The organism is Paraburkholderia sp. 31.1 (assembly GCF_014397645.1).
In the GTDB taxonomy this organism is placed as follows: domain Bacteria; phylum Pseudomonadota; class Gammaproteobacteria; order Burkholderiales; family Burkholderiaceae; genus Paraburkholderia; species Paraburkholderia tuberum.
Map to the genome: position 1 here is coordinate 64,218 of NZ_VZQN01000015.1, position 25,920 is coordinate 90,137.

The following is a 25,920-nucleotide window of genomic DNA, read 5'->3' on the forward strand; positions in this document are numbered from 1 at the left end:
ATGGAATTCCGGGTGTTCGTGCTGGTCATTTCAGCGTCGCGCGAACCGCCGATTCGATTTCGGCCACGCCCGGTACGAACGCGTCTTCGAGCGGCTTCGAGAACGGCACGGGGCAGAATTGCGCGCCTACGCGCTGCACGGGCGCCTTGAGCTCGCGAAAGAGGGCTTCGTAGATACGGGATGCGATTTCCGCACCCACGCCGAACGGTTTGACGGCTTCGTGCACGACAACGGCGCGCCCGGTTTTTGCAACCGAAGTCAGGATAGTTTCGGTATCCAACGGAGAGACAGTGCGCAAATCGATCACTTCGCAGACGACACCATCTTTGGCCAGCACTTCGGCAGCAGCCATGGCTTCCTGCACGCGGCGGCTGTAGCTGATCACCGTCACGTCGGTACCCGCGCGAATCACGTTGGCTTTGCCAAGCGGAATCGCCACGCCGCGCTCCGGCGCACTGCCCGGATTCCAGTAGGTCGGCATGTTCTCGATGAAAAGGCAAGGGTCGTCATCACGGATGCAGGACAGCATCAGGCCATACGCATCGGCAGGATTCGACGGTGTGACGACCTTGATGCCGGCAACGTGCGCGAACCAGGCCTCGAGGTAGTCGGCGTGCTGGCCACCCGTGCCGAAGCCCGCGCCCGTCATGGTGCGGATGACGATCGGCACATTGGTCTGTCCGCCCGACATGAAGCGCAGCTTCGCGGCGTGATTCACGATCATGTCCATCGCGACGGTCGTGAAGTTCATCAGCATGATTTCCGCCACAGGACGCATCCCGACCATCGAAGCGCCGATTGCCGCACCGATGATGGCCTGCTCCGAAATCGGCGTCGAACGCACCCGCGACGTGCCGTATTTCGACGACAGTCCCTTCGTTACGCCGACAATGCCGCCCTCCTGGCCGTCGGCAACGTCTTCACCCAGCACGATTACGTTGGCGTCGGCGGCCATCGCGTCGTCGAGCGCGAAGTTGACCGCCTGGATGGTGTTGATGTTGGTTGGCTGCTGGCTCATGCAAGCACCTCGTCCTTGAAGATGTCGCGCCGAAGCTCCGCGACACCGGGATATTCGCTCGACAGCGTGAATTCGACCGCGGCGTCGATCTGCGCCTCGTGTTCGGCTTCCATCGCAACCAGTTGCTCCTCGGTCGCATGCTTCGCATCGATGAGCCACTGACGGAACAGCGGCACCGGATCCTTCGCGAGCCAGGCGGCCTTTTCGTGCTTGTCCATATAGGCGTCCGGGTCGCCGAACACGTGCCCCTGAAAGCGGAACGTGTTCGCTTCGATCAGCGTCGGGCCGCCGCCGTTGCGCGCGCGTTCGACCGCTTCGTGCGCCGCCTTGTGCATCTGAATCGGATCGTTGCCGTTCACCGTGATGCCCGGCATCTGGTACGCGACGGCGCGCTGGGCGATGTTCGGCACGGACGTGCCGTACGCGTATTTGGTGTGCTCGGCATAGCCGTTGTTCTGGCAGACGAAAATCACCGGCAACTTCCACACGGACGCCATGTTCAGCGACTCGTGGAAGGCGCCAATGTTTGATGCGCCGTCACCGAAGTAGGCCACGGCCACGCGCGACTCACCGCGAATCTGCGCGGCGAGCGCAAGCCCATTTGCGATCGGCATCGAACTGCCGACAATGCCGGTCGTCACCATGACGCCCGACGCGGGATGCGTGACGTGCATCGGGCCGCCCTTGCCTTTGCAGGTGCCCGTCACTCGCCCTCCGAGCTCGGCCCAGAGTTCCTTGAGCGGCACACCTTTGGCGATCATGTCGTGGACGCCGCGGTAGATCGTGCAGATGTAGTCGTCGTCGCTGAGACACACCGACATCGCCGACGGAATCACTTCCTGGCCGCGCGGCGAGTAGTACGGCATCACCAGCTTGCCGGCCTTGATAACGGCGCGAAAGCGCTCATCGTTCTGCTTGATGAGAGCCATGCGCCTGTAGATGTCGACCAGGACTTCGCTGCTGGGCGGCTGATAGGCATTCATTCGTCACTCTCCTGTGTCACCAGATCTTTTGCGCGCCGCTCGCATGCAGCGCCGCGATGTAACCGAACACGAACGATGCGCCGATGCTGCTGCCGGCGCCCGGATAACACCGGCCAACCACGGATGCCGTGCAGTTGCCGGTGGCGTACAGCCCAGGGATTTGCGAACCATCGTCCTTCAGCACGCGCCCGTATTCGTCGGTCACGAGACCGCCTGCCGTGCCCACATCCCCTGGATACATGCGCACGGCGTAGAACGGCCCCTCCTCGATCGGCCCGAGATTGGGGTTCGGTTTGATGGTCGGGTCTCCATGACAGCGATCGAATGCGCGCGAGCCGCGACCGTAATCTTCGTCGACGCCCGTTTCGCAGAAGCCGTTGAAGCGCTTGACGGTCCCGAGCAGCCCAGCACGGTCGATACTGCATTTCGCGGCCAGTTCTTCGAGCGTGTCAGCCTTGATCATGTATCCACTGTCGAGCCACTTCTGCGGAATCTGGCCCGGCATCGCCGTGCCCCACGGGTAGTACTTACGCTGCCGGCTGTCCATCACGACCCATGCGGGAACGGCCTTACCCGTCTGCTTGTGGCGCTGGTACATGCGTTGACCGATTTCCATGTACGCTCCCGCTTCGTCGCAAAAGCGCTCGCCGTCCTGATCGACCATGATCGAAAACGGCAGCGACAGGTCGAGGTGATGCATGAACGGCAGCGGCGAGCCATCCGGCGCGCGTGCACCTTCGGGCAGTTCCTCGTTGGGACCGAGCGACGTCACGACCCACCACGCTTCCTCCATGCAGTCCACTGCGCCGCCGAGCGCAATCGCGGCTTGCAGGATTTCACCGGTATCGCCCGGATTCGCATTGGTCCAGTTCGCGGACGACGGCTGCGGCTGGTACCTGCGGCGCATTTCCGCGTTGTGTGAAAAGCCGCCGGTATTCAGCAGGACGCCTTCGCGAGCGCGCACGCGCAACTCGCGGCCGCTGCGTACCGCGACGATGCCGGTCACGCGTCCGTCCTCGACGATGAACTCGCGCACCGGCGTGTCCGTCCAGATCGGCACGTCCGCGCGCAGCGCCATCTGCAGCATGCGCCCCTGAATCGCCGCGCCGTTGGCCACGAGCTCCTTGCCGGTAATCTTCTGATAGAGCATCCGGCCACCCAGTTGCATCGCCTTGCGCTTGCCGCCCCACGTCCGCTTCATCAGAAACAGTTGCGGATATTCGTCCGAGTTGGCCGGCATCGACGGGCCCTTGTAGCGCGACAGACGCGGCGCCCATTCGCCCAGTTCCTTCACGTCGAACAACCTGGCCAGCAGCGACCGGCCACGCGGCTCGCCACCGGGCAGCGTGTCGTAGTAATCGGACCAGCCGTCCGCGTACACGAACTGCATCCCCTGCTGCTCGAGAAACTCGGCCATCTTCGGGCCGGTGCGCAAGTAAGCCTCGCGTCGCGCGTCAGAAGTCCCCGGCCCTTGATAAGTAACCGCCGCATCGAAGTACTGGCGCGCGCGTTCATAGGAATCGCTGACGCCGTGACGCTTCATCACATGATTGTTCGGAAGCCACCAGACCCCGCCCGAATATCCGGTCGAGCCGCCGACCTTCGCCTGCTTCTCGATGATCAGTGCTTCTTTGCCCACCGACTTGCAGGCAAGCGCCGCACACATCGAACCCCCGCCGCTGCCGACCACCACGAAGTCGTAGGTTGCGTCCCAGTTCGTCGACATCACTCATCCCGCGCGATGAATTCGCGCAGCGCGCGATGGAAGTTCGAAACCGACGATTCCTGCAGCGGATTGGTGCGCAAACCCTTGAAGCCGCGCGACTTCATGCCCTGCTGAACGTTGGTCATGTTCTGGAAGTCCTGCCACAGGATCAGGCCGAAGTTCTCCTGCGCGTTCTCCTTCCAGTCGTCCACGCCGTAATAGAACTCGCGCTTCAACGGCGGCTCCGCCCCAGGCGCGAAGCGCTGCAGCGACCAGATGTCGTAGATGCACGAATCCGGGTTGTCGCCATCCGGCCGCGCGCGATAGAACAACGCGCCGTCCGGGTACGGCAGGAACACCAGATTCGGAAACACGTGCCAGTCCGCTCCCGCGCGACCCAGTTGCTCGAAAGAGATCTCGGGCCAGCCCGCACCCTCGGCGATGGCCGCCTCGCGCTGAAATTCCATCGCCTTCCCAAGGACTTCGAACTGGTTACCCGACGGCGACATTTCGGTCATCAGGCGCTTCGCGGCTTCGTAATCGCGCGCGGTATTGATCGCCTTCAGAGTCTCTTCCATTACCCGGAAAAAGTTCACGAGCCCCTGGCGTACGTCTTCCGGCATCGGCTTGCCGGTTCGCGGCGAGGGCGCGCCGATCATCCGCGTAGCCGTCGAATAACCAAACATCCCATGGCGGCCATAGGAGAAACTGCGCGTCACGTCATCGCCGGCGACGTCGAGCAGTTGCGGATGGGTTGCCGCTACGTGATAACCCTCGTTGAACGCTTCGAGTGCAACCTTCCAGTTGCACGGCAGACGAATCGACTTGTACCAGCGGTAGCGCATCTTTTCGAACTCGAAGCAGTTCGTGATCTCCGGCACCGGGTCGAGAAATTTCGCGAGCGGCTCTGCGTCCGGATCCATATTGATGAACACGAACCCGCCCCACGTATCGACCAGCACGTCCGTGAGACGAAGGTCCCCGTCAGCCATGTCCGGGCAACCTTCCCAATCTTGCCTGTCGAGCACACGCGCAAGACTGCCATCCAGATTCCACTGCCAGCCGTGATAGGCGCAGTGAAATTTCGCGGCCTTGCCACAGCCATTAGTCAGGCGCCGGCCACGGTGCTGGCAGACGTTGAAGAAGGCCTTGATCTGATCTCCCGCGGTTCGCACCACGATGATCGATTCGCCGGCCACGTCGAAGGTCACGAAGTCGCCCACGTTGGAAATCTCTTCCAGACGGCAGGCGACCTGCCAGATTCGCGGCCAGAGGCGCTCTTTCTCGCGCTCGAGAAACTGCTTCGACAGGTAACTGTCCTTCGGGACAAAATCGAGGCGGACAGTGTGCTCACCCGAATCGGGACTGGTGTTACCCATTGTTATCTCCTTCGTCATATGGCCGGCGTAGGCACCGGTTCCGGCTTTTTATGTGGCGGCCGCGCGGTCGACGGCCATATTGCAACTAGCTGTTCAATTATCTTGAACAGCGTTCTGGTCGGTGTCAATCCGGGCGAACGTCAATCGAGCGCCGCGGTCAGTGCCGGGACAGCGTCGAAAAGGTCGGCGCTCAGACCGTAGTCGGCCACCTGAAAGATCGGCGCCTCGCTGTCCTTGTTGATCGCGACGATGACTTTCGAGTCCTTCATACCGGCGAGGTGCTGAATCGCGCCCGAGATACCCACCGCGATATACAACTGAGGCGCGACGATCTTGCCGGTCTGGCCGACCTGATAGTCGTTCGGCACGAAGCCGGCGTCGACCGCGGCGCGCGACGCGCCGACCGCGGCGCCAAGCTTGTCCGCGAGCGCGTCGAGCAGTTTGAAGTTGTCGCCGTTCTGCATGCCTCGGCCGCCCGACACCACGATGTTGGCTGCCGCAAGCTCCGGCCGGCTCGATTTCGTCAGTTCCTGGCCGACGAAACGGGCCTTGTCGAAAGCCGCTGCCGATGCGACTGCGCGCGACGGCGCGGCGGCCGAACCGGTAGCGGCCGCATCGAAGGCAGTCGGACGAATCGTGACGACCTTGATTGCGTCGGACGATTGGACCGTGGCGAGTGCATTGCCGGCGTAGATCGGACGCACGAACACATCGGGGGCCTTGAAAGCGATCACGTCGGAAATCTGCGCGCTGTCGAGCAGCGCGGCTACCCGCGGCATGAAGTTCTTGCCCACGGCCGTGGAGGCCGCGATCACGTGCGTATAACCGCTAGCCAGCGAAACGACGAGTGCGGCCAGATTTTCCGGCAGCCCATGCGCGTATTCGGGTGCATCCGCGACGAGCACTTCGGCGACGCCGGCAACGTTCGCGGCCTGCTCTACCACCGCCGACGCGCCGTGGCCTGCGACCAGTACATGAATGTCGCCGCCGGCAGCGCCCGCCGCCGTGATGGCGTTGAGCGTGGCGCGCTTGAGGCTTGCGTTGTCGTGTTCGGCGATAACGAGAATAGTCATGATCAGATCACCTTCGCTTCGTTACGAAGCTTTTCAATCAGCGCTGCAACATCGGGAACCATCACGCCGCCCTTACGCGCCGGCGGCTCGGTCACTTCGAGAACCTTCAGACGAGGTGCAACGTCGACCCCCAGCGCGTCGGGGCTCAGCGTCTCCAGCGGCTTCTTCTTCGCTTTCATGATGTTGGGCAGCGTCACGTAGCGCGGACTGTTCAGACGCAAGTCCGTCGTGACCACCGCCGGCAGATCGAGCGCGACACGTTCGAGTCCGCCATCGATCTCACGCGTGACGAGTAGTTGTTGACCGTCCACTTCCGTCTTGAACGCGAACGTGGCTTGCGGCCAGCCGAGCAACGCGGCGAGCTTCTGGCCGGTTTGTCCCGCGTCGTTGTCGATGGCCTGCTTGCCGAGCAGCACCAGTTGCGGAGTTTCCCGCGCGGCCACGGCGGCCAGCAGCTTGGCGACCGCGAGCGGCTGCAGATCCGCATCGCTTTCCACCAGCACCGCGCGATCAGCCCCCATCGCGAGCGCCGTACGCAGCACCTCCTGCGATTGCGCGGTTCCCGCCGACACCACGACGACTTCACTCGCCACGCCCGCTTCCTTGAGGCGCACCGCCTCCTCCACCGCGATCTCATCGAATGGGTTCATGGCCATTTTCACGTTGGCCAGATCGACGCCCGAACCATCGGACTTCACCCGAGGTTTCACGTTGTAGTCGATCACGCGCTTCACCGCGACCAGTATTTTCAATTTGACGCTCCGAACGCTTTGTTGAACAATGTTCTATATTCTGAACTCATCTTTTTGTAGCTGTCAACGAGAAGAATGAGGAGAACGTCGCTTGTCGCTCAATTCGACGCCCTCGTTCGACACCATGGAGACGACCAATGAAGCTCTATCGATGTGAACGGTTTGAAGGTATTGCGGGTCTGGCATTGCGCGAGGAACCCGATCCGGCGCCGCCCGGCGCTCATCAGGTCCTGGTACAGGTCAATGCGAGTTCGTTGAATTTCCGCGAGTTGCTGCTGATCAACGGTGCGTATCGCGACTGGATGGCGCCCAACTTCATTCCGGCCTCGGACGGCGCGGGCGTCGTGCTTGGCGTCGGCCCAGGCGTGCGGCGCTTCCGACCCGGCGACCGGGTGATGGCCAATTTCGCGCAGAACTGGCACGGCGGCACCCGCCCGCAACACGCGGATACGCTGGGCCGCGGCGCTATCGTCGAAGGCATGCTGCGCGACAAGGCGGTGCTGAGCGAGGAAGAACTGGTTAGCGTTCCGGATCATCTTTCCGACGAGGAGGCCGCAACGCTGCCTTGCGCCGCGCTCACCGCATGGAACGCGCTGTGCCAGCATGCGCCGCTGCTGCCGGGCCAAACCGTGCTCGTACAGGGCTCTGGCGGGGTATCGCTGTTCGCTCTGCAGCTCGCCCGTCTGTTCGGCGCGCGCGTGATCGCGACTTCGTCGAGCGAAGCGAAGCTCAAACGGCTTGCCGAACTCGGCGCCGACGCCACGATCAACTACCGCGACACGCCGAATTGGGATGACGCCGTGCTGCGCCTGACCGATGGCTTTGGGGTCGATCTGGTCGTCGAGGTGGGCGGTGCCCAAACCTTCGGCAAGTCCATTGCCGCCGCTCGCGACAGCGGGCGCATCAGCGTGGTCGGACTGCTGACCGGCGCCCCTTCTCCCGGCGAAGGATTCTTCACGCGCGGACTGTCGATCGCGCCGATCCGCGTCGGCTCCCGTCAGGATTTCGAAGCGATGAACCGCGCGATCGGACTGCACAAGCTCAAGCCCGTCATCGACTCGGTTTATGACTTTGCGCGCGTACCGGATGCGCTGCGGCACCTCGAAAGCCAGCAGCATTTCGGCAAGATCGTCATTCGCCACCGGTAACCAGCCTTCGCATGATCCACGGAGTCAGACTATGAAACTCTTTTCACTGGAAGGACAGATTGCGCTCGTCACCGGCGCGTCGCGCGGCCTCGGTTTCGCCATGGCTAACGCGCTGGCTGCAGCGGGTGCGACGGTAATACTGTGCGCGCGTTCGCGCGCGAGCCTCGAAACCGCTGCGGAATCGATTCGTAAAGCGGGCGGCGACGTCGATATCGAACCGTTCGACCTCACCGATCAGGGCGCAATCAGAAACGGCGTTCGCAACGTCCTTGCACGCCACGGACGCATCGACGTCCTGCTCAACAATGCCGGCATTTGCGAGTGGAGTGATTTTCTGCAGTCGAACCTCGACATGTGGCAAAGAACGATGGATACCAACGTTACGGCCGCCTACGTGCTCGCGCAGGAAGTTGCGCGCCAGATGATCGAACGCGGACACGGACGCATCATCAACGTCGGGTCTTATGTGTCGGTGCTCGGTCGCGAGAAGCTGCAGGCATACGTGGCCAGCAAGCACGCGATTGCCGGACTGACGAAATCGCTCGGCGCGGAACTGGGCCGACACGGCATTCGTTGCAACGGCATCTGCCCCGGCTACTTCCTCACCGAAATGGCCGAGCCTGTCACGTCCAACCCGCGGATGAAGGAAATCGTGCGTTCGCATATCTCGGTGGGACGCTGGGGGAATCCCGAGGAACTCGGCGGCGTCGCGGTTTTTCTCGCCTCCGAAGCGAGTTCCTACATGAATGGGCAAATGCTGATGGTCGACGGCGGGGTCTCGGAGATCCTGAGCTTCTCGATGTCCGTGGTGTAGCGCAACGAGCGGTTCGCCCCAACGCGCCGCGTGACCTGCAGGCAAACCGGCCCGCTATCTCCACAGATAGCCGGCCAATTCTTTTGTCCTGCCAGGGTGCCGCTTGAAGAGCGGCACCCGTTCGCAGTCACGACCGCAGCGTTGCCTCACCGCTACAGGCCTCGACCTTCGTGGAACCGGCGGCGCCGCCCTTCGCCACAGCTTTACGCGAAATGCCTTGCAGCAGGAAATGCGACAGCGCCGGAATGAGGATCAGCGCGCCGATCATGTTCCACAGGAACATGAACGTGAGCAGGATGCCCATATCGGCCTGGAACTTGATCGGCGAGAACGCCCACGTTATGACGCCGGCAGCCAACGTCACACCGACCAGCGCCACGACCTTCCCGGTGAACTGCACCGCGTGCCGATAGGCTACACGCAGCGGCTGCCCAGCGCGCTGATACGCGAGCTGCACACTCAGCAGATAGAGCGCATAGTCGACGCCGATGCCCACGCCCAGCGCGATCACCGGCAGCGTTGCCACCTTCACGCCGATGCCGAGCTTGACCATCAGCGCCTCGCACAGCACCGACGTGATCCCGAGCGGCACGACCGCCACCACGACCGCGCGCCAGTTGCGGAACGTGATGAAGCACAGCAGGATCACCGCTGCATACACCATCAACAGCATCGTGCGGTTCGCCTTGGCAACAACGACGTTCGTCACCGCGTCGATGCCCGCCGACCCGGCGACCATCAGGAACTGATGATCGGCGTCGCTATGGGTTTTCGCGAACGCCTCTGCAGCCTCCATCACGCGCGACAGCGTCGCCGCTTTGTGATCGGTCAGATAGGCGATGACCGGTGCGGTGCCGCAGGTCTGGCTCAGCAGATCAGGATGATCGAGCAGGATCTGCCACACCGTCTTGTTCACGATCGAAGGCACGCGGTCGATCGTGTACCACTTCGGGTAGCCCTCGTAGAACCCGGCCGTCACCCAGCGCGCGAGACCGCCGACCGAGGTGGTGGTCTGCACCCCCGGCACGCCCCGCAGTGCGGTTTCGAGCCGATCCGCCTCGAGCACCAGCGGGAAGTTGTTGGCGTCGCAGGTGCCGTGCGACGACTTGCCGATCACGACGAACAGGTCGCTCGACAGACCGTAGTGCGCGTTGGTGTACGCGTTGTCGAGGTTATAACGCGACTCCGGCCTGAGTTCCGGCGCGCCCGAATCGAGGTCGCCGATCTGCAGGTGCTGACTGATCGACCAGCCGAACACCGTGAGCGCCGCCGCACAAACGATCGCACCGACAGCCCAGCGGCGCTCGGTGAAGCGATCAAGCAGATTCCACAGCGCGCCCGCCGACGAGGTGCCGCGCGCGTCGTTCTGCTCGCCACGCACGCTGCGTCGTGCAGCCGACGGACTCACACCAATGTATGACAGTAGTACCGGCAGCAGCAGCAGGTTGGTGAAGACCAGCACGCCGACGCCAACGCTCGCGGTAAATGCCAGATCCTTGATTACCGGAATGTCGATCACCATCAGCACGGCAAAGCCAACCACGTCCGCGAGCAACGCCGTGAGACCGGCGAGGAAAAGCCGCCGGAACGTGTAGCGCGCCGCCACGTAGCGATGCGTGCCACGCCCGATGTCCTGCGTGATCCCGTTCATCTTCTGCGCGCCGTGCGAGACGCCGATCGCGAAAACGAGAAACGGTACGAGCACCGAGTACGGGTCCAGCACATAGCCGAGCGTGCGAATGATGCCGAGCTGCCAGACCACCGCAATCAGCGAACACCCCACCACCAGCAGCGTGCTGCGATAGCAGCGCGTATAGAGAAAGATCACGACGAGGGCGATCCCCGCGGCCGCGCCGAAGTACATCGCTACCAGCTTGAGTCCGTCGATCAGGTCGCCGATCAGTTTCGCGAAGCCCACCACGTGAACCCGGACCTCGCCGCGGCCCTCCGCTTTGATGACCTCGTCGATCCGGTGCGAGAGCTTCGCGTAGTCGAGCGGCTTGCCGGTATCGGCGTAATGATCGAGCAGCGGCAGCTGGATCATGCTCGAATGCAGATCGTTCGACACGAGGCTGCCCGCGATGTTGGCGCGGGCAACGTTGGTGCGCAGCTGTTCGACTGCCTGCGCGGACCCGTCGAAGCCGTCCGGCATCACCGGTCCCCCTGCGAAGCCGCGCTCCGTGACCACGTTCCAGCGCACGATCGGCATCCAGAGCGACTTCACGCCAGGCCGGTCGACGCCCGGAATCAGGAACAACGCGTCGTTGATACGCCGCAGCGCCGCGAGATATTTCGGATCGTAGATGTCACCCGACGGATTCTCGACGACGATCCGCAGCGAATTGCCGAGTCCTTTCAGATCCGCCTTGTTGGCGAGGTAGTTTTTGATGTACGGATGCGACAGCGGAATCATCTTCTCGAAGCTCGCATTCACATCGAGCCGCAGCGCCTGAAATCCCAGCACCGCCGTGATGATCGCGCAGATGATGATGAGCCACGGACGCTGGTTGAATATCAACCGCTCGAGCGCGTTACCCGAGCGCGTATCGAAGCTGGCAAGATCCGCCACCACGGGCATCTTGTCGAATTGGGCATTGTTGCCGCCAGCCATGTCTGCTCCCCCTAGTGCAACTTCGACAATGCGATCCGCGACAGGCCGGCCGCACCGGCCAGCACCGCGGTGTCGCCGCGCAGCGCCATGGCGAAGATGCCGCCTGGCTGGCTCGCGCCGAGTGTATGAAACGTTGCCCCCTGGTCGACGCTCTCGAGCAGCTCGCCCGCCTGGGTCGCGAGAATAAGGTGGCCGTTCGGCAGTTCAGCCGAAGCGAGAATGCTCGCGCCGGTCGGCAGCGTGATCTTGTCCCACGTCGCGCCGCCGTCGGTGGAGCGATACGCGTTGCCGAGCAGACCGTAGACGATCAGCGCATCGCCCGACGAAGCGAGACCGAAGAAGCTACCCTTCGACGGCGTAGGCACCGCGACGAAACGCTGCTTGTCGGGATCGAGCTTGAGCAGCAGCCCCTGTTCGCCCGCGATAAAAAGCGTGCCGTTGATGCGGCGCATCGCATGCAGATTCAGTGCGTTGGGATTGTCAACTCGATCGAACCAGGGCACCCAGCTGTTGCCGCCGTCGTCGGTATGAAAAATGATGTTGAACGAACCGATGACCCAGCCGGAACGCTCGTCATCGAACCAGACGTCGAGAAACGGACGGCCTCCCTGGTCCGCTTCAAAGCGCTCGGCCTCTTCGCGCGATGCCTTGAGATCAGGTGAATCGCCCTGTTGCTTCGCGTAGTACTCGCTCATCAGCCTGGCCGCCTGCTGGCCGTCGAGCTGTCGCGTCCAGCTATTGCCACCGTCGGTGGTATGGAGCACCTCGCCGTCGTGTCCGACCGCCCAGCCCAGCGCGGCCGACTTGAACGTAACGGCCACCAGATCGGAACTCACCGGCACCTGTACCTGGCGCCAGTGCACGGCGGCGTCGTCCGATACGAGAATTGCTCCGCGCGGACCTACCGCGACCAGGCGCTGTCCGGCCTGCGCCAGCGCCATCAGCGGTTCATGCGCGGCCTGCGGGTTGATGACGGCGGGCGAGCGCATCGGGTCGGCGAATTCGGCGTAGACCGACCCGCTCGCGGCGCATGCCGCGGCGACGATTGCCAGCCAACGAAACAGGGTCTTGCGCATTGTGTCTCCTTCACAGTAACTGGCGATCGATCACGCGAACAGTCCTGAGCTTTTTATGAAAACTTCTTTGTGCGCCACGTCTCACATTATTGCGCTGCGCCGTACCCACGTAGCGCAGTTCCCAATCCCACAACGCTTCCTGACCGTCCTTCGGCACCGGGAACGGTTTGCCGCCGAATGCGCCGGAAACGAACAGGCCATTCTTTTCGAGCTTCGCGTTCTGCTGGTGATGCGTCCCGCCAGGCAAGCCGGGCAGGACGCATCACTCAATACCTCATCCTCAACTCGGCCCGCAATTAGCGCACACCCGCGGATTGCATACGCTCCGGCGTGAAGTAGTCATTTGGGAAATTCACGTTGAAGAAAATCCCGGGCGAGTCCGCCGGATGGCTGCCGAAGATATAAATGCCGCTGTTGAAGTCGTAGAACCAGTTACCGAGCGAATACGGCACCTTGTAGTCGTACGCGGGAACCGTGGTCTCAAAGCCGGCGCGATAGAGCTTGCCGGACTGGTCGTAGGCATCCATCATTCCCCCGCCGCCATCTTCGTCGAAGTACAGCGTCTTCCTGCTGTAGATGTGACGCGCGCCCGGCTTGAGCGTCAGATCCACGACCCATACGCGGTGCAGCTCCCACCGGACATAATCGGGATTCACGAAATGCGGCGTGGTGATCTTGCTGGCCGGCGTGTCGTACTGCTGCTTGTAGTCGTTGTACGGAATGTACATTTCCTTCTTGCCGACCAGCTTCGCGTTCCAGCGATCGATCTTGCCGTAGAACAACTGGATGTCGTCCATCGTGATCGCGCCGGAATAGCCGGGGTTCGGCGTGTCGTAGGCGAGATCGGGCGCCACGCGCACGCGGCGTTGGCCCGGGTTGTATTCCCACGATTGCTGATCGTGATCGGCCGAATCCGTGAAGTACCAGAAGAGCGTCGTGTCGCCAATCAGGCGGGCCGGTGACGCGTAGTCGTTATATACCTGATACCAGATCGCGAGAGGGCCCTTCTTGCGAAACTCCGCTTCGTCCTTCGGCTCGAAATACGGATAGAGCAGCGAACTCTTGAACTGCGCAGCAAGAATCGGCGTGCCGCTCGAATCGACGAGCCACGTCTTCACGTTGTTTTTCTGGGCCGTTCCGACGTAGCGTAATTCCCAGTCCCACAGCGCCTCCTGACCGTTTTTCGGCACCGGGAACGGCTTGCCGCCGAACGCCCCATCGATATAAAGGCCGTTTTTTTCGAGCTTGGCACTTTCCGCGTCCTTTTCCGAGTTCTGGAGATACCAGTCCGGATACGAAACCGAGCGGTGTGTCGGGTAAACGTCCATCCGGTAAGTCGGATAGCGCTTGAACAGCTCGATCGAGGCGGCACTCAGTTTGTCGGCGTATTGCTGATAGTTCTGAGCCGTGATTTGCAGAACCGGCTTTTCACCGGGAAACGGGTCGGCCCATTTTCCGGAGTCGGCCTTGAACCCGGTCGGAAAGTCCTTGATGCCCCCCGTGTATGCTGGAATCGTGCCGTCCTTGTTGCCGGCAATTTCCGCGCCGAACGGCGTGATCCCACTCTCGATCGCCAGCGTATACGGTGAGGCCCAAACCGCGGCGAGTATCGCCAGCGCCTTAAGAAGCTTTGGGAAACTTTTCACACGTGCCTCCATCATCAAAACGTTGTCTGATAGGTGATGCCGATCCACGACTTGTCGCTGTACGGTGCACCGAGCGCCGTCGCGGCTCCCGCCGTTGAGTACCCCTTCTTGTTCATGTAGTAGGTGTAGGTAATGTCCACCTCATGCTTGTTGTAGATCGTGAAATCAAGCCCGACCACGAAGGTGTTCTGCCCCTGTGCTTCGGCCGCTGGCGCGATGACAGATGAGTAGCCCTTCAGATTCAGATTAACGAACAGCGGCATCGTCAAATCAACCCCAGGGAATACCTGATACCACTGCGGGCTCGCACCAACGCCGATCCCGGCCCAGAAGCGCGTCGAGCAGTTGTTAAACGCGGAGTTGCCCGATGCCGAGCATTGGCCCGTGGTGTCATAACTGGAGTTGGCAAAATTCCGCGCATTCGATTGCACGCTTAGCAGCTGGTTGAACGCGAATTCCGCCTGCAGGAACATGTTGTCCCACAAGGGCGTCTTGCCGAACGACTGCGTGACGTTCAGCAGACCGTGCAGCGTGCGACCCGTCGGCGCATCGTTGACCGTCGTCGTGTTGACGGCATTGAGTGGCATGTTCCAGCGATACGACAGCTCGCCTGCCACTGCCGAGCTGCCGATCGCACTGTTGAAGCCAGCGCCGATCAGGTTCACGTCGTTGCCGTACTTCGCCGTAACACCGGGAAGGTTGGTGCCCGGGAAGAGTTCGGGTCCGGCACCCGGGAGTAGCACCGCCGCCCACGGCATCTTCATGGCGAAGTGGCGGTACGTAAATTCATAGGTCGTTGCGATCGAATCGACACGCCACTTGCCGTCGATGCCGATATCGCCGATCTGGCCTTTCGTCGGCGCGATGCGCGGAATCGCGAATGTGCCCAGCCCCGGAATGTTTTGGTAGCTGGCGATCGGAGGGCCGTAAAGAATAGGATCGGCACCGCCGAAATACGTGCCGCCTTCAGGCAGCCGATCGTGATTCCATTCGAACGTGTACTGCGCGCCGAGAGAGAACGTGTCGGTAATGTTCGTCGTCACGTCGGCCTGAGCCGTCGGCAACACGATTTCCTTGAGCGAAGCGCTCGGGCTCTGCGTCAGTTTCATCAGGTCGAGCGGCTGCTGACCGATGGCCACCGAGTTCGCGCCACCCAGCGTAGCAAACGCCGACTGCCCCCAGGTGACTGCCGTCCGGCCGAGCTTGACGTTGACAGAGTGACCACCGAGGTCAAAAGTGTGGAACACGAACGCATCACGCAGCTCCGCGCTCGGCCCCTGGTAGTACTTCTTGATGTAGCTGGTGTACTCGTTGTTCGGATAGTTCGGAGGAAATGCAGGATTGCTCGTATTGTGATTCTTGAACGTCGGGTCGTACCACGCGTCCATACTGATGCGGAAGCCGGACGTGTCCTTGTACTTGAAATCGAATTCGCTGTAGAGGTTCAGCATCGACTGGATCGTGCTGAACTTCGGCGTCGATAGATCGCCTTCGTCGTAGGTCGGGCTGTTCGTGTAGAAGTGGCTCGGGTTCTGAAGCCGGATGCCGTAGTCCGCACGCACCGTGTTGTCCCATTCCATGTCGATGTCCGGGTTCGGCACATCGAAGTGGAAGGCGTTGGCGTTCGCGCTCCACAACCCGCACGCTGCAGCGATGCAGGTCGCGTGCACGCCAAGGCTGATCGCACTTGGCTTTAGACTCTTCTGTTTCATGCGTCTCCTCTTGTCTTTGTCGCGCTGCCGCAGAAAAGGCCCAGGCCGTTGGACTGCCGCAGACTTTTGCAATGAAGCGAAACCGGCCTCCCTACCTCGTCAGCATCGCGCCTCGGATACCTCCGACAGCGTCACCAGAATGCGAATGCTGTTCGGAAAGATAAACGCTCGAAACTCGACTGTCAACGCTCGCTCACCCCTAAGTGATGCAATTTTCCGAACGACGTTCAAAACGCGGGGTAAACGTGGATTTGAGTTTGGTGATGAACTCGAAGCGGTCCGCGCATGGCCGCGTGACGCTGACGAGACAGTGGCGACGCTTGCATTTGCGAGGTGTCCGATTCGACTGCGCAGATTGACGATGCAAACCATGGATGGCTTTCGGAAAACCGTCCGAGCCGATGATGAATCGATAGGCAGGCCGGGCGCAGCCCGGATTCTTCGATTCTAGTCCGGTACGCGGTACAGGCCACGATGAGCCGGCCTTCCGTCTTTCCATTCAAGCGCGAAAGCAGGACGAATCGCGGAAGCAGCAGAAAATGCTTGTGCGATCGGATCAGTTTCCTTTGCAGTCCTTTTGTATAGGCTGCTCATGGACCGCGATCAGACGAATCCCTTATCCCGTTCCTGCGTAGAAGTGCCTTTCTGGTTTGCGGGGAGGAGGCGGGAACACGCGCCATGCCCCGTCGTCGTGCCGAAAGAAGAATATCGCGAGGGAGTTCTCAGCGGCGGACGACCGCGCAAGTACACACCTCGTCTGGCCTGAATTTGCGAAAGTACATCGGGTGATGTGCACCGAGGTGGTTGCAGTGGGCGCAATCCACTTGTCGATCAGCCAACGCAAAGAACCTTCCCCAACCTTCATGTCCAGCTCCTTCTACGGCCTGTGCGCGCTGCTGACATCACAACCACGAACGCAAATTGGCGACTCTAACCGGCCAACCCCAAACCCTGCGAATCTGCTGCTTCGGCTTGCGACACAGCGGGAATGGTCGGTTCCGGCGTAATGTGTCGATTGACTAAATAGTAGTAGTCAGCCGACCCATTATCAAGCCCAGATGACACTAGGGAAAATGCTGGTATGGACAAATCTACCCTTTATTCGGGTAGGATATGTGATGTTGCGAGTGACTGGATCAGCCTCTATCTAAAGGCTAATTAGTCGTCAGACACATATTAATTCGTCATCTGACTATCATCAGATTAATGCCGGCGCTGCCCGATCTGGATCGAACGCCGCTCGTATCAGGCGAGGTATAGCCCGCAGATACACATCCCGGACTGGCAACAAGCGAGAGGACAGCAGACGCCAAGGAGACCACAACAGATGAAAGACCTGACCATCTCATCGGCAGACCTCGGCAGCACGGCAGCAGACGGGCCCAAACGGCGCGGGAACAGAACGACCCGCGTGCCCGCCATCATCGAAGTGGCGATCGAGGTCTTCGCATCCGAAGGTAACGCTGGTTTCACTCAACGCCGCATTGCCAGCGAGGCAGGGATTCGACTGAGGACCTTGCAGCACTACTTCAGCACCCGCGAAGAACTATTGCGGGCCACGATCGAGGCATACACGGATCGCTATTTCGAGCACTATCGGACGATCGCCCAAGACAAATCCCGGCCACCGGAAGCGCGACTGGATGTCATCGTCGACGAGGCGTTCTCCGTACTGACGGCGAGCGGCGGAAACCGCGTTAGCGCCTTTGTGCTGGAATGCTGGAGCCTCGCAGAGCACGAGCCCTTTCTGCATGCCCTGATGGCGAAATCTACCGCGGATTTTCAGGGTCTCCTGGCGGAACTGATCGCGCAGATCAACCCAACCTTGCCCTCGGGAGAATGCACGTTGCGCGGCGCCCTACTCCTTTCACATCTGCACGGTCTGGTCGTCTTTCTTCGCCGGTCCGGCGCGGACACAGTGAATGCGGACTCATTCCGTCACGCCATGAAGGTCGTCTGGCGAGCGTTGAGCAAGGCATCTCCATAGAACTACAAGGCAGGTTCTTGTGCCAGAATCGCGCCCGGATGGAGCGGTCGGCGCGCCATGTGACGGGCGCACCGAGCCGCAGATCCCTTCTACAGACGCACATGGTCACAATGGCCAGCTCAGGCCATTGTGACCGATCCTCAGCGGACCACGTCCCAGACAAGAGGCAAGTGGTATAGCGTGCCGTTCACACCTCCGTGGACACCCGCTTTCTCGCCAGGCTTGATCTGGAAATCGGGAATCCGCTTAAGCCATTCCTGAAGGAAAACCTTCAACTCCACGCGCGCAAGGAACGAGCCGGGACAACGATGCGCGCCATTGCCGAACGTCGAATGAATCGGCGTGGGCCGAGCGAAATCGACGCTCAGCGGATCGTCGAACTTTCTCTCGTCCAGACCGTGCAGTGTGGTCGGCATGATGATCATGTCACCCGTCTTCATCTGCACGCCCTTGTACTCGAAATCGTGTGTGATCCGCCGCCCTTGATTGACCACCGGGAAGCGCCGCAGAAGCTCGTCCACGGCCTTCTGCGTCAGTTCGGGGTTGTCGATGAGCTGCTTGCGGTGGGCCGGGCTCCCGGCGAGGAATCGCGCGATAAAGCCCATTGCCGAGGCAACCGTGTCGAGGCCGCCAATCAGCACGAGACCACAGAGCCCCCGCACTTCTTCGTCGGTGAGCGCGCGCCCGTCGATCTTCGAATGGACAATCTTGCTGATGAGATCGTCACCCGGGTTCGCGCGGCGTTCCGCAATCTTCACCCCCAGGTACTGAAAGATCGCACCGAGCGCCTTGAGCTTCTCGTTGGCATCGACCGGGCGGACCATCTTGTCAGCGAGGCCGAGCAAGTACTCGCGATCCTCGGCGGGCAGCGCCACCATGTTCATGAAAATGCCGATCGGAAGATGCTGCGCAAACCCCGATACGAATTCCACCTCGCCCTTAGGATAAAAGCCGTCGATCAGTTCGATCGCCATTTCGCGCGCCTTCTCCTCGAGCTTGCCGATTGCCTGCGGCATGAACGCGGGCGCGATCAGCGCGCGATAGGCGGTGTGCTGCGGAGGATCGAAGAAGATCGGCGGCAACGGTTGATGCTCGACGAGCGGCACTGTCAGCTGCTTCGACGAGAAATTCTCGTAGTCCTTGAGGATGTGATAGATGTCATCGCCGCGCGTCGCGATCCAGTGTCCGCCGTTGCGGGGTGTCCAGAGAATGTCGGGAATGCCTTCGGCGTGCAACTGCTTGAGCGAGAGATGGTAGTCGTCTTCGGCACCCGGCGGATTGTAGATATCGATGTCGAACACTCGTTCAGGCAATACGTGCGCGGGAATTGGCGCCAGATCCGGAGTCCCGCCATGAGCAGCTACTGACATCAGTTGTCTCCTTTCTTCGAATCGACCGGCATGGGCGGTCGGGACCATTCTTGTCGTCTGATTAACTGCAATTACAGGAACGCACCGTACAGTTCGAGATGGTGTTCGGTGTTTCCCCAGGTCATGTCGATGCAGGTGAGCCGCTTCACGTACCACCCCACCGCCAGTTCGTCCGTCATGCCCATTCCGCCGTGCAGTTGCACCGCTTGCTGAGCGACGAAGCGTGCACTACGGCCAATCAGCGCCTTTGCGGCAGTCACAGCACGATGGGCTTCCAGCTCGTCGTCATCGCCAAGTTTCGCCGCCGCAAAGTAGACCATCGATTTCGCCTGCTCTACGGCGGTCAAAATATCGGCGGCGCGATGCTGCAGCGCCTGGAATTTGCCGATCGGCGAACCGAACTGCTTTCGCGTGCGCAGATATTCAAAGGTCAGATCGCTCAGCCGCGACATCGCGCCCACCGCTTCCGCGCACAGCGCGAAAATACCTTGATCGACGGTCCACTCGAGCAAGGCATAGCCCTGATCGATGGCGCCGATCACAGCCGTTACACCGACGTGTACGTCGTCCAGCACCACCTCGGCGACACGCTGCCCGTCGAGTGCCGGAAATCCTTTGACGCTCACGCCTTGCGTTCGCGCATCGACGGCGAAGAGTGTGATGCCGTGCCTGTCGGTCTGCTCGCCTGCGGTACGCGCCGAAACCAGCAGAATGTCCGCGCTGTCGCCGTGCAGTACGACGCCTTTGCGTCCGTTCAGGATGAACCCGTCACGCGTTGGCTCGGCCCTCGTCGCAACGGTCCACAAATCGAAACGCGCACCAGGTTCGAGCGTCGCGAGCGCGGTCTTCAGGCTGCCGTCGGCGATACCGGCCAGCAGCTCGGCCTTGCGCGCCTCGTGTCCTGCGCGCCCGATCAGCTTCGCGCCGATCACGGCCGTCGAAACAAACGGCTCCAGTACGAGCCCACGGCCGAAGGCCTCCATCACGAGCATGGTCTCGACCGGCCCCGTGCCAAGGCCGCCATGATCCTGCGGCACGTTCAGCGCCAGCGCGCCCATTTCGGCCAGCGTCGTCCAGTGCGCAGCCGACCAGCCCTCGGGCGTAGCGGCGAGACGGCGCCTCGCCTCGAAGTCGTATTCCTTTTCGACGAAACGGCCGACCACGTCGGCCAGCATCTGTTCCTCTTCAACCAGCGTGAAGTCCATGGCGTGTCCTCAGATGCCGAGCGCCTGCTTGGCGATGATGTTTTTCTGCACTTCAGTCGAACCGCCGTAGATCGAAATCTTGCGCCAGTCCAGGTAGTGCGCGGCCAGCGCGTTGAGCAGCTCGCCGTTCGCGGTTTCGCCGCGCCAGTGCGCCTCCAGCGCTTCGCTTACAAATGGCACCGCATAGGGGCCTGCGCATTCCATGATCAGCTCCGTAAGCTCCTGCTGAATCTCCGAACCGCGGATTTTCAGCACCGAAGCCTCCGGTCCGATGGGACGTCCTGCAGTTTCGGCTGAGACGACGCGCAGCAGCGACCATTCGTGCGCGATCAAATCGATTTCCACCCTGGCGATGCGATCGCGAAAGCGAACGTCCTCGATGAGAGGCTTGCCGTGCTTACGCTCGGTGCTGGCAATCTCCTTCAGACGTCGCATGAAACGCTTGCAGTTGCCGAGGCCGGCGATGTTGGTCCGCTCGTGGCCGAGCAGATACTTGGCGATCGACCAGCCGCGATGCTCCTCACCGACGAGATTGCTCACTGGCACTGCCACATTGTCGAAGAACACTTCGTTGACGTCGTGGCCGCCGTCAAGCGTGCGGATGGGTCTGACCGTAATGCCGGGCGTCGACATATCGATCAGCAGGAACGAGATGCCTTCCTGTGGGCGGCCGCTGCCATCCGTGCGGACCAGGCAGAAAATCCAGTTCGCCCATTGGGCAAACGAGGTCCAGATCTTCTGGCCGTTGACGACGTAGAACGGTTGACCGTCGCGCTCGACACGGTCCGCACGCGTCTTGAGCGACGCCAGATCGGAACCCGCACCCGGCTCGGAGTAACCCTGACACCACCAGTCCTCCATCGAGATGATGCGCGGCAGGAACCGTTCGCGCTGCGCGTCGGTGCCGAACTTCTGGATTACAGGTCCAACCATCGAAAGGCCAAACGGCATCTGGCGCGGCGCGCCGGCGGTAAAGCATTCCTCGTCGAAAATGTTGCGCTGCGCGGCATTCCAGGCGGCGCCGCCGAATTGCGCGGGCCATGCAGGTGCGCCCCATCCCTTCCCGGCCAGAATGCGTTGCCAGCGCACGTAGTCTTCGCGCGGCACATGGCGGAAGTTCAGCACCCGTTCACGAATGTCGTCGGGCAAATGAGTCGCTACGAATTCGCGCACCGTGGCGCGAAATTCCTTGTCGGCGGGACTCTCTTTCAGGTCCATTTCAGCCTCCCGCCGGGCCGCCCCCAAGGGAGGCTGAAGCCCCCCCGGGGGGCCGCGAACAACAGTGAGCATGGGGGTCGTTTCATTTCAGGCTCCAGTCGCGGCCCTGCAAAGCTCGTTGGCGCTGCCGGGCGCGGTTTCAGGCAATTTCCACGATTCCGTTGTTCAGCACCACCACATCGCGTGCGTCGACGCGCGCCCGCAGATGCAGACGCGTGTCACTGTCCCGCCAGAACTGGAAGCGCACTTCTTCGCCGGGGTACACCGGCGCGGTCAGGCGCAAGGCGAGTCGCTTCAGACGCTTTGCATCGTTGCCCGCGAAGGTGCGAATCGCGGCGTAACCCGCCATGCCATAGGTCGCGAGGCCGTGAAGAATGGGCCGCTTGAATCCGGCTTTAGACGCCACCTCCGGGTCCGCGTGCAGGGGGTTGGCGTCGCCCGAAAGGCGGTAGATCAACGCTGCATGCGCGCCGGTCGAAAACACGTATTCCGCGTCCGGCGCGCGCTCCGGCACAGCCGGAAGCGCTTCGGGCGGCGCGTCGCTCGCGCCCGACCCGGCGCTGAACCCTCCGTCGCCGCGCAGAAAGGAGACCTGCCGGACTTCGGCAAGTTGTTCGCCCGTCGAGGCGTCGATGATGTCACGCTTGAGTTCGACGATCGCGCCCTTGCCCGCGCCCTTGTCCGAGATGCGGCTCACCCGCGTCTTGCTGACGATGGTCGCTGCAACCGGCATCGGGCGCATGAAGCGAACGTCCTGCTCACCGTGCACGAGCTTCAGGTAGTCGATGCCCGTACGCGATTCGCGCATCCACGATTTCGGCCATGCGAACGCGGCCGCGCAAGTCGGCATCGCTTGCAGGTCCTTTTCATAGACGTAGCGCAGCTGTTCTGCGTCCAGCGGGTCTGCGCCCAACCCGAGACCCAGCGAATACAGCATCACGTCGCGCTCGCTATATGTCTGCGTGACATCTTCGATCGGCCAGTTCTTGACGACTTCGTAGTTCAGCATGAGGTGGTAGTCCTATGTGTGCTCAGTAGTCCGTGAAGTTGGGCTTGCGCTTCTCGAGAAAGCTCGCCATGCCTTCCTTGTAGTCATCGCACTGGTTGGCGATCGGCATGTCCAACCCGGCGTGTATCACCGCCTCGTGGGGCGTCTGGAACGGCACCTCCCAGACCTGCTCCTTCATGATGCGCATCGAGCGCGGCGAGCAGTACTCCGCCATTTCACGCGCGTACGCATAGGTCTCCTCGACCAGCTTGTCCGCCGGAATTGCCCGATTCACGAGTCCCATACGTTCGGCTTCGCGCCCCTTGATCTTGCGTCCCGACAGCAGCAGGTCGAGCGCGTGTGCCTGGCCGACGTGACGCGCGAGTATCCAGGCCATGCCGTATTCCGCGCTCAGGCCGCGGCGCGCGAATGCCGTCGTGATGGTCGCGTCTTCGGACGCAAAGCGGATGTCGCAGAAAAGGGCGTGGATCAGGCCAATGCCGACGGTGGCGCCGTTGAGCATCGCGATCACCGGCTTCGGAATCGCCGGGTAGTAAGAGCAGCGCGTTTGCCAGTCGGCGCGCTTGCGCATATCGAACGGACGCGGGAGCTTCGTCATGAGCGCGGCGGGATCACCGCCGAAGCTGTGAATATCGCCGCCCGCGCAAAACGCCTTGCCCGCGCCGGTGAAAACGATGACGCGAACGCCACGGTCCGCGCCCGCCGCCTGCATCGCCTCGTACACTTCGGTCGCCACCTGGTCGTTCCAGGCGTTCATGTGTTCCGGACGGTTCAGCGTGATCGTCGCTACCCGGTCCTTGACGTCGTACAGAATGGTCTCGAAGCGCATGATCTCCTCCTCGAAGTTCAGAATGAACGCGGCAGGTCGAGCACGTGCTCGGCGACGTAGGACAGAATCAGGTTCGTCGAAATCGGCGCCACCTGATAGAGCCGGGTCTCGCGGAACTTGCGCTCGACATCGTATTCGCAAGCGAAACCGAAGCCGCCATGGGTCTGCAGACAGGCATTCGCGGCTTTCCACGAAGCCGTGGCCGCAAGATGCTTCGCCATGTTCGCTTCCGCGCCGCACGGTTGATGGTTGTCGAACAGTTCGCAGGCCTTGTAGCGCATCAGATCCGCCGCGCGCACGTCGATGTAGGCCTCGGCGATCGGGAACTGGATGCCCTGGTTCACACCGATGGGCCGGTCGAACACGATACGCTCGCTGGCGTACTTCGACGCGCGCTCGACGAACCAGTAGCCGTCGCCGATGCACTCGGCCGCGATTAGTGCGCGCTCGGCGTTGAGTCCGTCGAGGATGTACTTGAAGCCCTTGCCTTCCTCGCCAATCAGGTTCTCTTCAGGAATCTCCAGATTGTCGAAGAACAGCTCGTTCGTCTCGTGATTGACCATGTTCGGAATCGGCCGCACGGTCAGGCCATTGCCGATAGCCTGGTGCAGGTCCACGAGAAAGCACGACAGCCCCGCCGACTTCTTCTTCACGTCCGACAACGGCGTGGTGCGTGCGAGCAGGATCATCATGTCCGAATGCTGCACGCGTGATATCCACACCTTCTGGCCGTTCACCACGTACCGGTCGTCTCTTTTTACAGCAGTGGTCTTCAGCTTCGTCGTGTCCGTTCCGGTGGTCGGTTCGGTCACAGCCATCGATTGCAGACGCAATTCTCCGCTCGCGATCTTCGGCAGGTAGTTGCGCTTTTGCGCCTCCGAGCCGTTTCTGAGCAGCGTATTCATGTTGTACATCTGGCCATGACAAAAGCCAGAGTTGCCGCCGTTGCGGTTGATCTCCTCCATGATCACGGACGCCTCGGTCAACCCGAGGCCGGAACCGCCATACTCCTGAGGGATCAGCGCGGCCATCCAGCCGGCCTTCGTCAGCGCGTCCACAAACGCCTCGGGATAGACGCGCTCGTGATCGATACGGCGCCAGTACTCGTCCGGGTACGCCTTCGAGAGGTCGCGCAAGGCGTCGCGCAGTTCCTGATATTGATCGGGTGGGGAAATTCGGCTCATGAATGGTTTCCGTTTGCTTGGCTGGACGCGCGGCTCACGCTGCTGGATCGATCAGTCCGCCTGCATTGGCGAGCTGGGTCAGATGATGTTCGGTCGAACCGAACTGGATATCGATCACGCTCAGGCGTCTCAGGTAGTGACCGATCTTGCACTCCTCGGTCATCCCGATGCCGCCGTGCAATTGCACGCCTTGTTGACCGACGAAGCGGCCCGAGCGCCCGATCTGCACTTTCGCCGCCGACATACTGCGATCGCGTTCCGCCGCGTCCGGCTCCTCGCTCATCATGGTCGCGAAGAGCGCCATGCTGCGCGCCTGCTCCACCATGACGAGCATGTCGACTGCACGATGCTGGAGCGCCTGGAATGATCCGATAGGCACCCCGAACTGCTTGCGGACCTTCAGATACTCCACGGTTTCTTCGTGCGCAGCTGCCATTGCACCTACGGCTTCCGCGCTCACCGCCGCGATGGCGTGCGCAACGACCGTTTCTATCAGCGGCAACGCGGCGCCCGCGGTGCCCAGAACGTCGCTATCTGGAACGCGCACGCCGGACAACTGAATGTCTGCCGCACGCAGCCGGTCTTGCGTCGGATACGGGTGGCGCGTCACGCCCTCTGCGTCGGCCCTGACCACGAACAGCCCGATGCCGTCACGCTCGCGCCTCCCACCGGACACGCGCGCCGACACCACGAGAAGATCGGCGCTACCGCCGTGGAGCACAACGCGCTTGGCGCCGTCGAGCACCCAGCCGGCGGCTTCGCGTCGTGCGGCGGTCGCAACGTCCGCCAGGTCGTACCGCGCCTGCGTCTCGCTGTGCGCGAACGCCATCTGCAACTCGCCCTGCGCAATCTGCGGCAGAATCGCCGCGCGTTGCGCCGCGTTGCCGCCAAGCCGCACCAAGCCGCCGCCCAGCACGACCGTCGCGAGATACGGTTCGACCGCGAGAGCGCGGCCCAACGCCTGCATCACGATCATCGTTTCGACAGGACCGCAATTACTGCCGCCGTATTCCTCGTCAAACGAAAGGCCCAGCAGACCCATGTCGGCGTAACGCGCCCAAAGCTCGCGGCTGAAACCGTCCGGCTCAGCGAGATACTTCGCGCGCTGCTCGAACCCGTACTCGTCTTTGACGAGCCGGTCGACGCTGTCCTTGAGCATGCGTTGCTCATCGGTGAAATCAAAGTCCATATCTGATGCTTC

Annotated in this window: 21 protein-coding genes; 3 read left to right on the forward strand and 18 right to left on the reverse strand. The window is 61.8% G+C overall.

Features of this window, described 5'->3' with window-relative positions; all coding sequences use genetic code 11:
• Positions 1 to 25 precede the first annotated feature (25 nt).
• From F6X37_RS13785 to F6X37_RS13810, 6 genes are all read right to left on the reverse strand, one after another.
• Positions 26 to 1,018: an alpha-ketoacid dehydrogenase subunit beta gene (locus F6X37_RS13785; RefSeq protein ID WP_187611692.1), complete on the reverse strand. Its 993-nt coding sequence runs from the start codon at positions 1,016 to 1,018 to the stop codon at positions 26 to 28.
• Positions 1,015 to 2,001: a thiamine pyrophosphate-dependent dehydrogenase E1 component subunit alpha gene (locus F6X37_RS13790; RefSeq protein ID WP_187611693.1), complete on the reverse strand. Its 987-nt coding sequence runs from the start codon at positions 1,999 to 2,001 to the stop codon at positions 1,015 to 1,017. The genes F6X37_RS13785 and F6X37_RS13790 overlap by 4 nt, the downstream gene beginning before the upstream one ends.
• Before the next feature lie 16 nt (positions 2,002 to 2,017).
• On the reverse strand, positions 2,018 to 3,727 hold the full coding sequence (locus F6X37_RS13795) for an FAD-binding protein (protein ID WP_187611694.1): 1,710 nt from the start codon (positions 3,725 to 3,727) through the stop codon (positions 2,018 to 2,020).
• Positions 3,727 to 5,085, reverse strand: coding sequence for an aromatic ring-hydroxylating oxygenase subunit alpha (locus tag F6X37_RS13800; RefSeq protein WP_187611696.1), 1,359 nt, complete (start codon positions 5,083 to 5,085; stop codon positions 3,727 to 3,729). The genes F6X37_RS13795 and F6X37_RS13800 overlap by 1 nt, the downstream gene beginning before the upstream one ends.
• A 140-nt stretch (positions 5,086 to 5,225) precedes the next feature.
• Positions 5,226 to 6,158 (reverse strand): electron transfer flavoprotein subunit alpha/FixB family protein, encoded by a 933-nt coding sequence (locus F6X37_RS13805; protein WP_187611697.1) that lies wholly within the window; start codon positions 6,156 to 6,158, stop codon positions 5,226 to 5,228.
• 2 nt (positions 6,159 to 6,160) lie between these two features.
• Entirely contained in the window at positions 6,161 to 6,910 is a 750-nt protein-coding gene (locus F6X37_RS13810) for an electron transfer flavoprotein subunit beta/FixA family protein (protein ID WP_184050247.1), read from the reverse strand.
• Positions 6,911 to 7,047: 137 nt separating this feature from the next.
• Between F6X37_RS13810 and F6X37_RS13815 the strand changes: the two genes are divergently transcribed.
• On the forward strand, positions 7,048 to 8,058 hold the full coding sequence (locus F6X37_RS13815) for a zinc-dependent alcohol dehydrogenase family protein (protein ID WP_187611698.1): 1,011 nt from the start codon (positions 7,048 to 7,050) through the stop codon (positions 8,056 to 8,058).
• Positions 8,059 to 8,089: 31 nt separating this feature from the next.
• Entirely contained in the window at positions 8,090 to 8,872 is a 783-nt protein-coding gene (locus F6X37_RS13820) for an SDR family oxidoreductase (protein WP_187611699.1), read from the forward strand.
• 127 nt (positions 8,873 to 8,999) lie between these two features.
• Here the strand turns inward: F6X37_RS13820 and F6X37_RS13825 are convergent, their stop codons facing one another.
• Genes F6X37_RS13825 through F6X37_RS13845 form a run of 5 tightly spaced genes read right to left on the reverse strand, consistent with a single transcriptional unit; the run spans position 9,000 to position 15,917 of the window.
• Positions 9,000 to 11,483: an efflux RND transporter permease subunit gene (locus F6X37_RS13825; RefSeq protein ID WP_187611700.1), complete on the reverse strand. Its 2,484-nt coding sequence runs from the start codon at positions 11,481 to 11,483 to the stop codon at positions 9,000 to 9,002.
• A gap of 11 nt (positions 11,484 to 11,494) precedes the next feature.
• Positions 11,495 to 12,559 (reverse strand): WD40/YVTN/BNR-like repeat-containing protein, encoded by a 1,065-nt coding sequence (locus F6X37_RS13830; RefSeq protein ID WP_187611701.1) that lies wholly within the window; start codon positions 12,557 to 12,559, stop codon positions 11,495 to 11,497.
• 10 nt (positions 12,560 to 12,569) lie between these two features.
• A complete protein-coding gene (locus F6X37_RS36835) occupies positions 12,570 to 12,806 on the reverse strand; it encodes a DUF1329 domain-containing protein (RefSeq protein ID WP_262419903.1) in 237 nt (78 codons plus the stop codon).
• Positions 12,807 to 12,855: 49 nt separating this feature from the next.
• The gene (locus tag F6X37_RS13840; protein ID WP_316251962.1) at positions 12,856 to 14,205 is read right to left on the reverse strand and encodes a DUF1329 domain-containing protein; all 1,350 of its coding nucleotides are present in this window, start codon (positions 14,203 to 14,205) and stop codon (positions 12,856 to 12,858) included.
• A gap of 14 nt (positions 14,206 to 14,219) precedes the next feature.
• Complete coding sequence (locus F6X37_RS13845) at positions 14,220 to 15,917, reverse strand: DUF1302 domain-containing protein (protein ID WP_262419904.1); 1,698 nt, start codon at positions 15,915 to 15,917, stop codon at positions 14,220 to 14,222.
• A gap of 1,327 nt (positions 15,918 to 17,244) precedes the next feature.
• Between F6X37_RS13845 and F6X37_RS13850 the strand changes: the two genes are divergently transcribed.
• Positions 17,245 to 17,904: a TetR/AcrR family transcriptional regulator gene (locus F6X37_RS13850; RefSeq protein ID WP_187611704.1), complete on the forward strand. Its 660-nt coding sequence runs from the start codon at positions 17,245 to 17,247 to the stop codon at positions 17,902 to 17,904.
• 140 nt (positions 17,905 to 18,044) lie between these two features.
• Here the strand turns inward: F6X37_RS13850 and F6X37_RS13855 are convergent, their stop codons facing one another.
• The 7 genes from F6X37_RS13855 to F6X37_RS13885 all read right to left on the reverse strand — a co-directional run bounded on the left by F6X37_RS13855 (position 18,045) and on the right by F6X37_RS13885 (position 25,908).
• A complete protein-coding gene (locus F6X37_RS13855; protein WP_187611766.1) occupies positions 18,045 to 19,274 on the reverse strand; it encodes a cytochrome P450 in 1,230 nt (409 codons plus the stop codon).
• A gap of 71 nt (positions 19,275 to 19,345) precedes the next feature.
• On the reverse strand, positions 19,346 to 20,479 hold the full coding sequence (locus F6X37_RS13860) for an acyl-CoA dehydrogenase family protein (RefSeq protein ID WP_187611705.1): 1,134 nt from the start codon (positions 20,477 to 20,479) through the stop codon (positions 19,346 to 19,348).
• A gap of 9 nt (positions 20,480 to 20,488) precedes the next feature.
• Positions 20,489 to 21,697, reverse strand: a complete 1,209-nt coding sequence (locus tag F6X37_RS13865) for an acyl-CoA dehydrogenase family protein (protein WP_184062012.1) — start codon at positions 21,695 to 21,697, stop codon at positions 20,489 to 20,491.
• A gap of 139 nt (positions 21,698 to 21,836) precedes the next feature.
• The gene (locus tag F6X37_RS13870; RefSeq protein ID WP_187611706.1) at positions 21,837 to 22,706 is read right to left on the reverse strand and encodes a MaoC/PaaZ C-terminal domain-containing protein; all 870 of its coding nucleotides are present in this window, start codon (positions 22,704 to 22,706) and stop codon (positions 21,837 to 21,839) included.
• 22 nt (positions 22,707 to 22,728) lie between these two features.
• On the reverse strand, positions 22,729 to 23,535 hold the full coding sequence (locus tag F6X37_RS13875; protein ID WP_187611708.1) for an enoyl-CoA hydratase: 807 nt from the start codon (positions 23,533 to 23,535) through the stop codon (positions 22,729 to 22,731).
• 17 nt (positions 23,536 to 23,552) lie between these two features.
• Positions 23,553 to 24,719: an acyl-CoA dehydrogenase family protein gene (locus F6X37_RS13880; protein WP_187611710.1), complete on the reverse strand. Its 1,167-nt coding sequence runs from the start codon at positions 24,717 to 24,719 to the stop codon at positions 23,553 to 23,555.
• Positions 24,720 to 24,753: 34 nt separating this feature from the next.
• Positions 24,754 to 25,908: an acyl-CoA dehydrogenase family protein gene (locus tag F6X37_RS13885; protein WP_187611711.1), complete on the reverse strand. Its 1,155-nt coding sequence runs from the start codon at positions 25,906 to 25,908 to the stop codon at positions 24,754 to 24,756.
• Between the last annotated feature and the right edge of the window lie 12 nt (positions 25,909 to 25,920).